9 protein-coding genes and 1 pseudogene are annotated in these 10,042 nt (G+C 69.1%); 6 read left to right on the top strand and 4 right to left on the bottom strand.

Annotated elements, in window-relative coordinates:
- Positions 1-441 (bottom strand): annotated as a pseudogene (locus ON43_RS27295) (hypothetical protein); the annotation flags it as partial.
- A gap of 215 nt (positions 442-656) precedes the next feature.
- Between ON43_RS27295 and ON43_RS27290 the strand changes: the two are divergent.
- A complete protein-coding gene (locus ON43_RS27290) occupies positions 657-1,496 on the top strand; it encodes a helix-turn-helix domain-containing protein (RefSeq protein ID WP_086008029.1) in 840 nt (279 codons plus the stop codon).
- Between the two features lie 4 nt (positions 1,497-1,500).
- Positions 1,501-1,920: a VOC family protein gene (locus tag ON43_RS27285; RefSeq protein ID WP_040812014.1), complete on the top strand. Its 420-nt coding sequence runs from the start codon at positions 1,501-1,503 to the stop codon at positions 1,918-1,920.
- A gap of 5 nt (positions 1,921-1,925) precedes the next feature.
- Here ON43_RS27285 and ON43_RS27280 read toward each other — a convergent pair whose 3' ends face one another.
- Positions 1,926-2,960, bottom strand: coding sequence for a glutathione S-transferase family protein (locus ON43_RS27280; protein ID WP_051179333.1), 1,035 nt, complete (start codon positions 2,958-2,960; stop codon positions 1,926-1,928).
- Between the two features lie 202 nt (positions 2,961-3,162).
- Here ON43_RS27280 and ON43_RS27275 point away from each other — a divergent pair, with 202 nt between their 5' ends.
- Together ON43_RS27275 and ON43_RS27270 are read left to right on the top strand one after the other, a co-directional pair.
- A complete protein-coding gene (locus tag ON43_RS27275; RefSeq protein WP_040812012.1) occupies positions 3,163-3,957 on the top strand; it encodes an enoyl-CoA hydratase/isomerase family protein in 795 nt (264 codons plus the stop codon).
- A gap of 331 nt (positions 3,958-4,288) precedes the next feature.
- Positions 4,289-5,545: a class I adenylate-forming enzyme family protein gene (locus ON43_RS27270; protein ID WP_040812010.1), complete on the top strand. Its 1,257-nt coding sequence runs from the start codon at positions 4,289-4,291 to the stop codon at positions 5,543-5,545.
- 77 nt (positions 5,546-5,622) lie between these two features.
- Here the strand turns inward: ON43_RS27270 and ON43_RS27265 are convergent, their stop codons facing one another.
- On the bottom strand, positions 5,623-6,354 hold the full coding sequence (locus ON43_RS27265; RefSeq protein WP_040812008.1) for a tyrosine-protein phosphatase: 732 nt from the start codon (positions 6,352-6,354) through the stop codon (positions 5,623-5,625).
- Positions 6,355-6,742: 388 nt separating this feature from the next.
- On the opposite strand from ON43_RS27265, the gene ON43_RS27260 reads away from it, so the two are divergent.
- Together ON43_RS27260 and ON43_RS27255 are read left to right on the top strand one after the other, a co-directional pair.
- On the top strand, positions 6,743-7,225 hold the full coding sequence (locus ON43_RS27260; RefSeq protein ID WP_245568770.1) for a TetR family transcriptional regulator: 483 nt from the start codon (positions 6,743-6,745) through the stop codon (positions 7,223-7,225).
- A gap of 86 nt (positions 7,226-7,311) precedes the next feature.
- The gene (locus tag ON43_RS27255) at positions 7,312-8,490 is read left to right on the top strand and encodes an amino acid deaminase/aldolase (RefSeq protein ID WP_040812006.1); all 1,179 of its coding nucleotides are present in this window, start codon (positions 7,312-7,314) and stop codon (positions 8,488-8,490) included.
- A 15-nt stretch (positions 8,491-8,505) separates the two neighbouring features.
- Here the strand turns inward: ON43_RS27255 and ON43_RS27250 are convergent.
- A partial coding sequence (locus tag ON43_RS27250; protein ID WP_157514212.1) for a DEAD/DEAH box helicase occupies positions 8,506-10,042 on the bottom strand: 1,537 nt, incomplete at its 5' end.

The following is a 10,042-nucleotide window of genomic DNA, read 5'->3' as shown; positions in this document are numbered from 1 at the left end:
GCCCGCGAGCAGCCCGCCCCAATTCTTGGCCGAGGCCCCGACGCTCTTCTGCACGATCTCCATGCCGGACTCGCCGAGCACCACGGCCAGCACCAGTGCGCGGCGGCGTTCCTTGTCCTCGGGGGCGACCCCGTGCACGGCCGCCACGGCGAGGGTGAACACCGCGGAGGCCTCCAGGAAGAACGCGGTCTCCGCGGTCATCGCCGACAGGGAGGCCACCGTGCCGACGCCCGGCACCGCCGCGGTCGCGCCGACCGCCGTGCCCGAGGCGGTCACGGTATTGAGGTAGAGCTTTTCGAGGCGCGTGATGATCTGAGCGGGCGATTCGCCCGGATGCGCGTCCCGCAGCTTGCCCACGTACTTGGCGACAGCCGGAGCCTGCACTTGGGCTCCGTTGTCGAGCAGCGAGACGACCGCCTTCTCGAGCCCGGCCTTGAACATCGACAACCCCTTACGTGTGCGGTCCTCCGACCGAAACTCTATGGCACCCGGACAACGATTCGCGAGATAGACCGGTTCCGGATGGGGCGGCCCCGCGCGGCGCGAGATCGGCCCAGCGCGTGGCGCAAGATCGGCATAGGCGTACCTCCGCATTCGCTCCGGCCGTGCGCTAGATCAGGACGGCTGCGCCGACAGTGTCTATTAGGCTGGACGGCGTGGCAGGCGTGTCCGAAGGCGCGTCCGGAGTTCCCGACCCGCGACTGCGCGCATACGTCCTCGGGTACGAGGGCTACCTGCTGCACGGCTTCGCACCGGGCACGCACATCGGAATGCCCGGCTCGGTGCTGACGGTCATCATCACCATCGGTGAGCCCATCGACATCCCGGTGTCCTCGCATCCCGGTCAGCCGGGCGGCCGCTGGGACATGCTGGCCAGCGGGCTCACCGTGCATCCGGCGGTGATCGCGCACAACGGCTTTCAGCACGGCGTGCAATTGAGCCTGACGCCCCTGGGCTGCCGGGCCCTGTTCGGAATGCCCACGGCGGCGCTCGGCTCGTGGATCGTGGACCTGGCCGACGTGCTCGGGCCGCGCGCGAAGGAACTGCGGGAACGACTCTCGCTGCTGAACTCCTGGCCGGAACGCTTCGACGTGATCGACGAAATCCTGCTGCGGCAGATCGATCCGGTGTCCTGGGACGCCGAGCTCACCCACGCCTGGGAGCTGCTGTCCGGCCCCGACCCGGCGGTGCGGGTGGCCGCCGTCGCCGACGAGATCGGCTGGAGCCGAAGGCATCTCGGCAACCGGTTCAGCGCCGAGTTCGGGATCACCCCCAAGGACGCCGCCCGGGTGGCGCGCTTCGAGCGCTCGCACCGGCTGCTGCGCGACCCGATCCTGCCGCCGCTGGCCGAGGTGGCCGCCGCGTCGGGCTACTACGACCAGGCGCACATGGCCCGGGAATGGCGGGAGCTGGCGGGCATGCCGCCGTCGGTGTGGCGGGAGCGGGAGGTGTTCCCATTCGTCCAAGACCGGGAACCCGCCGGGACAGGAGGGTAGACGCATGAGCGAATCGACCACTTCTGTTCAGACCGGCACCGTCGTCTGGCCGACCTTCGTCTACCGGGACGCCAAGGCCGCGATCGCGTTCCTGGAAACGGCCTTCGGTTTCGAGACCCGGGCCTGCTACGCCGAGGGCGACCTCGTGCACCACGCCGAACTCGCCTGGCCGGGTGGTGGCGGCATCATGCTCGGCGGCGTCCGCGAGGGCTCGGCCCTGTCGTGCCAGCCGCCCGGCGTCGGCTCGGCCTACATCGTCGTCGACGATCCGGACGCCGTGTACGCCCGGGCGCAGGCCGCGGGCGCGAACATCACCCGCGAGCTGCGCGACGAAACCGACTATGAATCAAGGGGTTTCGTCTGCCGTGACCCCGAAGGCGTCTACTGGAGCTTCGGCACCTACCGGGGCACGGCGGGGGAGTAGGCGGTTCAGGCCGCACCGTGACCGGCGGGCACCCGCTCGGCCTCCAGCGGTGGAGGCGGCGGGGTGCCGTCGCCGAACGGCCTGCCGCCCAGGGCTTCTCGGCCGTGCGGGGTCAGCCAGTCGCCGAGTTCGGGTCCCTTGGGGACGATCTTCGTCGGATTGATATCGGTGTGCACGATGTAGTAGTGCTGCTTGATCTGCACGAAGTCCACGGTGTCGCCGAACCCAGGGGTCTGGAACAGGTCGCGGGCGTAGGCCCACAGCACCGGGAACTCGATGAGCTTCTGCCGATTGCACTTGAAATGCCCGTGATACACCGGATCGAAGCGGGCCAGCGTGGTGAACAGCCGGACGTCGGCCTCGGTGATGGTGTCGCCCACCAGGTATCGCTGGGTGGCCAGCCGTTCCTCGAGCCAGTCCAGCGCGGTGAACAGCCGATCGTAGGCGGCGTCGTAGGCGTCCTGCCCGCCCGCGAATCCGCACCGGTACACGCCGTTGTTGACCTCGGTGTAGACCCGGCGGTTCACCGAATCGATCTCCGCGCGAAGGTCTTCCGGATACAGCGCGGGTGCGCCGGGCCGGTGGAACTCGGTCCACTCGGTGGAGAAGTCCAGGGTCATCTGCGCGTAGTCGTTGGTGACCACCGCCCCGCTGCGCTCGTCCACGATGGCGGGCACGGTGATGCCGCGCGGATAGTCCGGGAACCGCTTGAAGTAGGCGTCCTGCAGGAAGTGGATCCCCAGCACCGGATCCACCTCGCCGGGATCCAGATCGAAGGTCCAGCTGCGCTTGTCGTGGGTGGGCCCGCAGAGTCCCAGCGACAGCACCGATTCCAGCCCGAGCAGCCGCCGCACGATGAGCGTGCGGTTGGCCCACGGGCAGGCGCGCGCCGCGACGAGGCGATACCGCCCGGGCTCGACCGGATACCCGTCGCGCCCGTCCGCGGTTATCCGCGTCTCGATGTAATTCGTGTCCCGCTTGAATTCGCCGGGTTCGACATAGGTGCCCGGCTCGCTTTTCGACGTGGTCACCGTATCCATTTTGCCCTCCGCTTCGCTCCGGGCGGGTTCGCGGCCCTGGAGGTCTCGATTCTTCCCTCCCTCCGCTCCTCCGCTTCGCTCCCCCGCTCCACTCAGTCCAGAATCGAGACGGGCCGCGAACCATCGGGTAATCCGTCACGGCTGTCGCAAGACGGTGTGCCCGGCCTGTCGGAAAAGTGAGCGGGCGCATACATTCGCATCCATGACTGACTCGAAGCCCACCCGCCTGGAACGCATCGTCACCGAGGGCGGCGCGGACGCGGCGGTACTGACCATCGCGCATCCGCCGCTGAACCTCTTCGACAAGGCCCTGCTGGAGGCCCTCGCGGTGGATCTCGAGGAGCTGTCGGCCAATCCGCCGCGGGCGCTGCTGGTGCGCGCCGACGGCAAGCTGGTGTCCGGCGGCGTCGACGTGCACGTCTTCGACGGTCTCACCGAGGACGAGGGCGCGCAGCTGTGGCAGACGCTGTTCGCGCGCATCATTCACCCGCTCGAGGCGCTGCCCTGCCCGGTCGTCTTCGCCGCCCACTCGCTGACCCTGACCGCGGCCTTCGAAATGGCGCTGGCCTGCGACATCATCCTGGCCGCGCCCAAGGCCAAGTTCGGTCTGGTGGAGACCGTGGTCGGCCTGACCCCGTCGATGGGCGGCCCGCAGCGGCTGGCCGAGCGCGCCGGTTCGGGTCGCGCTCGCGAGTTCGTGATGACCGGCGATCTCTACGACGCCGCCACCATGGCCGACTGGGGTGTGGTCAACGCCGTCCATGAGGATGTCGACACTGCGGCCCGCGCCCTGCTGGCCCGCCTCGCCGAGGGCCCGACCCGTGCCCACGCCGCCACCAAGCAGATCATCGAGGCCTGGCGTTCCGGCGGTGTGGTGCACGCGGATTCGGTGACCCCGCAGGTCTCCGGGCAACTTTTCGGCACCGAGGATCTGAAGAACGCGGTGCGCAGCTTCCTGGAGGTCGGGCCCGGAAAGGCCACGTACACAGGCAAATAGGGGGCAATCGCGAGGATCGACCGCCCGGTCGCATTGCGCGCCCGGGTGTGTCGGGCTTCCTCGGGCGTGTCAAGCCTCTCACCTGCACGGGTGCGAGATTGGGGGGTAATCGAAACCGCTCGGCCGCGAAACCCGGTGTGGCAATGCGAAAGGCACCGCGAATCCGACGTTTCCGCAGGCTCGCCCGGGGGAACACCGGGTTGACCGGGCGGCGATCTGTTTCCGTGACGTCAAAACCTGACATCCGTTTGCCGACAATCCGCCCACGGCTGTGATCTGCATCATATAGTCACTCATGCCTGGCAGGGCGAACGAGGCACTCGGAGGGACGATGTCGCAGTTACTCGTGGAATACCCGCAAAGTCGCTGTGCTGGATCGACAAACGACGGCTGGCGCGACAACCCCCTCGCGCGCGCGGCCGACGGCATCCTGCGCTACGGCAACCTCACGCCCGCGCTCACCGAGCTACTCGACATCCAGGTACACACCTTCGCCGCCCGCGAGGCCGTGGTGGAGATCGGCGGCCCCCGGCTCACCTACCGCGAACTCTGGTACTCGGCCTCCCGCATCGCCGGCGGCCTGCAGGAACACGGCATCGGCTACGGCGACCGGGTGGCGGTGCGGATGCCCGTCGGCGCGCGCTGGGTGCAGGCGTTCCTGGGCGCGCTGCTCTCCGGTGCGGTCCCGGTCCTGGTGCCCGACGGCCTGCCGGACGACGTGGCCGAGCGCGTGATCGGCGACGCCTGCATCGATTTCGTCCTCGACGGCGGCGGCCGGGCGGCCGGATACCGCGAGGCCCTGCCCGATGCCGCGGCCTTCATCGACGACGGCGCCTCGCTCGGCGAGCTGGCGCTGCTCTGCTACACCAGCCCCTGCCTCGGGACCGGCCCGCGCGGGGTCGAGCTGACCAACGAGAATCTGCTCTCCGCCATCCGTTCCGTGGTCGGCGCGCTGGAACTGCCCACCGACGGCCTGCGCAATCTGGTGCTGCTGCCGCTCGCGCACGCCAGCGGCTGCGTGGACCAGCTGCTGCCCACCTTCGCCGTCGGCGGCACGGTGGTGCTCACCCCCGACCGGTCCGCGGTGCCGGAAGCCCTTGTCGCCGAACGCATCGACATGGTCTCCGCGACACCCCGCATCTTCGCCGGACTGCTGCCCGGCCTGGCCGGACTGCGGGTGGAGCGGGTGCGCCAGATCTGCAGCGCCGGGCATCGCGCCGAACTGGCCGCCGCCGATCCGGCCGCCTGCGAGGCGGTGTCGGCGAGTCTGCGCGAGGTGTTCCCGGCGGCCCGTCAGTGGTCGGTGTGGGGCGCGACCGAGACCTCCGGCATCGGCCTGGCCCGCGACGAGGAGTCGGCCGGACGCGACACGCTCGGATTCGCCTTCGGCGGAACCGAACTCGCCCTGTGGGGGCCGCGCGCGGACGCCGGTCACGGCGAATTGCTCTGTCGCGGACCCAACGTCACCCCGCGCTACTGGAACGACCCGCAGACCACCGAGTCCCGTTTCACCGGGACCTGGTTCCATACGGGCAATCAGGTCAGCATCGACGACGACGGCCTGGTCCGCCAGGCCGCCGGGGACTGACCGACTTCGTCATTCCGGCGTGCTTTTGGCCGGAATCAACCCTGGATCCCGGCCAAGAACACGCCGGGATGACGAAGTCACTCCAGCAGTCGCGCGCGCAGCGCGTCGCGCTGTTCCGCCTCGATGCCGATCGCGGCCAGGTAGCCGTCGAGGCCGCCGTGCGTCTCGTGCATCGAGTTCGTGGCGGAGTCCAGGTAGTCGGCCCGCACCCCGAGCAGGTCGTCGGAGACGTCCACGTCGGAGCCGGCCATGAAGGCCCGCAGGGTCGGCACGGCGTCATTGCTGAGCAGGTAGTCGGCGTACACGTCCTCCTCGGTGACGCCGACCGCGCGCAGCAGGGTCGCGACGGCCCAGCCGGTGCGGTCCTTGCCCGCGGCGCAGTGCACGAGCGCGGTGCCGGTCAGCATCGAATCGGCCAGCGACTTGATGGCCAGGTGCGCCTCGGGCAGCGCGGGAAACATCCGGTAGACCTCGAGCATGTGCGTGGCGGCGGTCCGGTGATCGCGCGCCTCGTGCGGCGGGGCCTCGCCCATGCGCGAGTCGAAGGGCGTGACATTCAGGCGCACCCCGTCCGGCAGCACGTCGTGGCCGATGTACTCGATCTCGGCGGGGCCGCGCAGGTCGTGCACATCGGTGACGCCCAGCTCGGACAGTGCGAGCAGACCGGTCGGGTCGACGCGGCTGAGCTGGGCCGATCGCAGGAGGACGCCGGTGCGTACCTTGCGCCCGTCGACGGTGCGGGCACCGCCGACGTCGCGGAAATTGAAGGTGCCCGAGATGAGGAATTGGTCAGGGCGCGCAGAAGTCACACCGTCAGGCTAACTGTGGGCGGCATTGACGTCCCGGGGTGTGGGCTCGCGCACAGACGCTATGTTTCGGCGCACACCCGTCCTTAAAATACCGAGTGGTCCTATCAACGGCTTTACCAGGCGATCGTGCAATTTGATCATTCCCATCCGATCGCAGGGCTGTTCCAATTAGGTAACAAAACATTCTTCAGGTACGTAATCGGCTATCAAAGCTGGTTGTGGAGCCGAAAAACGACGTAACATCGATACCCGTTGAACGGGTACGCCGGTGTACTGACCGGAAAGATCAGCGCCGATCTAGCCACCCGTTGAGCGAACCGCGCGGGCGTCGTGACCTCCGGGTCCCGGAGCCGCCAGGCGCGAGTTCTTTCGCCAAAGGGAGTCGTCGTTGAGCGCAAGTGGAGAAATCACCCAGGTCGGACTTCGTCCGGCCATGACCGAGGCCATCGAAAAGACGGCAGGGTCGCTCGACTTCAGCGGTAACCGCGCCCTGCGCATCCTGCTGCACGCGGGTGTCAGCACGTTGTGGCCGATCTTGAAAGCACATCCGGACCGGCAGTTGCGGGCCTACGAGTCGACCCTCGCCGTTTTGCGGGCACGCTGGGAGAATCAGGCGGCGTGCGTGCCGGACCCGGTGGCCACGGCCATGTTCCGGGACCTGGACGCGGATGTCACCTCCTTTCTGGACCTGTGCGCCCGCCGCTCGGGCACCCAGTGGCTGGAGCCGGTGGAGGCCATCGCGGCCTACCTGCTGGCCGTCATCCAGGGCATGGTGCTGCGCTGGCTCGCCGATTGCGATGACGAGATCTCGCTCGTCGTGCTCGACGATCTGGTGTCGTACCTGTCCACGAAGGCTGTGGACCTGCCGTAGAACTGCCGTGGACAGTCCCGGAACCGCTGGGGACTGTCCCGGAACTAATGCTGGACGAGTGACCAAGTTCGTGGTCGAATGATCTGGTGACCGATCCGTCGCCGATCAGCGGGCTGCACGCGGCCACCGCCGATCTGGAGCCTCCGCTGGCCGCGGTCGATATGACCGCCCTGCGCGCCAATGCCGCCGACCTGGTGAGTCGCGCTCGCGGCGTGCCGATCCGGGTGGCCAGTAAATCCGTGCGCTGCCGCGCCGTGCTCGAGGAAGTGCTGGGCGACAAGCTCACTGCCTCCGGTGGCTTCGCGGGCATCATGGGTTACTCACTGCGCGAAGCCATCTGGCTGGTGCGCGAGGGTGCGCGCGATGTGCTGCTCGGCTATCCCACCGTGGATCGGCACGCGCTGGCCGAACTCGCGGCCGATCCGCTGCTGCTGGACTCCATCACGCTCATGGTCGACGACGTCGATCAGCTGGATCTGATCCGCGATGCCGTCGGTAGCGAAAAGGTCGCTCCCCGTGTGTGTCTGGATGTCGATGCCTCGTTGCGCATCGGGCCGATCCACCTGGGCGTGCGCCGTTCGCCGATCCGCACCCCGGAGCAGGCATCCGAGCTGGCCGCCGAAACCCGTTCGCGCGGTTTCCGAGTCGTGGGGCTGATGACCTACGAGGCGCAGATCGCGGGGCTGCCGGACTCCAATCTCGCTGTGCGCCTGGTGAAGAAGCTGTCCGCCGAGGAGATCGGCAAGCGCCGCCGCGCGGTGGTCGAGGCGGTGCGGTCGCGGATCGGGGAGCTCGAGCTGGTCAACAGCGGCGGCACCGGATCCATCGAGGTCAGCATCAGTGACCCGGACGTCACCGAGGTGACCGCGGGATCGGGGCTGTATCTGCCGACCCTGTTCGACGGATACCGCAATCTCGCGCCGCGCCCGTCCATGTACTTCGCCACGCCGGTGCTGCGGCGTCCCGCGCTGGGCATCGCCACGGTCTTCTCCGGCGGGTACATCGCCTCCGGTCCCGCGGGCGCGTCGCGGGTCCCGAAGCCGGTGTGGCCCAAGGGTTTGAAGCTGATCGGCACCGAGGGTGCGGGTGAGGTGCAGACGCCCCTGACCGGGGCCGAGGGCCTGGCGATCGGCGATCGCGTGTGGTTCCGCCACGCCAAGGCGGGCGAGCTGTGCGAGCGCTTCAACGAGGTCCACCTGGTCGACGGCGACGGCTCGCGCACGACGGTGCCCACCTATCGCGGCGAGGGCCACAACTTCGGCTGACGTCTCTGACGGGGTTCAGACCCGGTCGAGTTGCAGGACTGCAGCGAGATCGGAGAGTTCCGCCGTGGTGGCCGGGAGGTATTCGGTCAGCAGCGGGGAGCGCACGATGATGGCCGACCACATGGCGCGCGAGATGGCGCTGGTCAGCCAGTGCCGCGACAGCAGTGCGCCGATGCCGTGCGGGGCGTCCTCCGGGGCGGAGGTGGTCATGGAGACCAGCACCACCGCGGCCTCGCGGCCCTGGAAATGGTCGGGGGTGCCGACCAGCACGTCCTCGATCCTGGCCCGCGACAACAGGGTTCGGATGCGCGCGACCTGCGCGTGATAGGGCGCGACCACCAGGATGTCGTGCGGGTGCAGGCGGCGGGTGAGCGCGCCGGTGTGCCAGGGCAGGCCGAGCAGGGTGCGCACTTGGCGCACGATTTCCCGGGCCTCCTCGGCGGATTCGGTGCTGTTGCCGTGATGCTCCACCGGCACCGTGCGCACGCCGGGCGGGATGCCGTCGAGTTCCCGTGCCAGGGTGACGGTTTCGTTGGAGCGCAGCCGATTGTCGTAGCGCAGCCGCGACACCGGCCCGCACATGCGGGGATGCATGCGCCAGGTGCGGTCCAGGAAGTAGCCGTGGGCGGCGGGCAGGGTGCGGTGCGGGCCGAGCAGGCGGCCCAGCACGGATTCGGCGATGGGCTCGGGATGCGAGCCGCGGCCCGATGGGGGCGCGGGATCGCCGACCAAGAGCAGGTTGCGGGCCGCCACGGCCACCGCGACCGCCTCGGCCAGTGGGAACTTGCCGGCGTCCACGATGACCAGCAGGTCCAGGCTGTCGCGGGGGATGCGTTCGGGGTCGGTGAAATCGCTCGAAAGTCCGCCCACCACACAGCCGTTCACGGCATTGTCGAGGAAGCGCTGATACCGCGACGCCTCGATGGGCAGCCATTCCGACGCGACCGAGCGGGCGTCGGCCTTGGCCACCAGTTCGGGCAGCACGCCCACCTGCACCACGGCGTCGAGCACATGCTCGACCACCTGGTGCGAGCGCGCGATCACCCCGACGCGCCACTTGTACCGGGTGACAAGCCTTTCCACGGCGCGGGCGGTGGTGTCGGTCTTGCCCGTGCCGGGCGGGCCCTGCACGGCCACATACGAATTGTCCAGGGCGAGAACGGCCGCGGTGACGGCGGCGGCGTGATCGCCGAAGACCTCGGGCAGCGCGTCACCGGTGCGCAGCCGGGGCGGGCGGCGGCAGAGGATGTCGAAGACGGCGGTCTCGGGCACCTGCGGCAGGGTCACCAGCAGTTGATGTGCGGTGTCCTCCAAGGCTTCCGCGAGATGGATGTCGTGGCCGGGCGGACAGGGCGCGATGGCGGTGGGTAGGTCCTCGTAGGGCTCGCAGCCCTCGGGCAGGGTCTCCACCACGCGCACGACATCCTCGAAATTGGTGTCCAGCGCGCAGCCGAGCACGGTGGCGTGCGCGGTCGCCCGGATGCCGGGTAGGGCGGTCATGCCCGGTGCGGGGCGGTCGTAGAGCGTGAGCACCGGGTGCCCGGCGGCGGTG

The sequence above is a fragment of the Nocardia concava NBRC 100430 genome, assembly GCF_000308815.1.
GTDB lineage: Bacteria > Actinomycetota > Actinomycetes > Mycobacteriales > Mycobacteriaceae > Nocardia > Nocardia concava.
The sequence above is the reverse complement of the archived record's forward strand: the minus strand, read 5'-3'. Positions and strand labels throughout refer to the sequence as shown.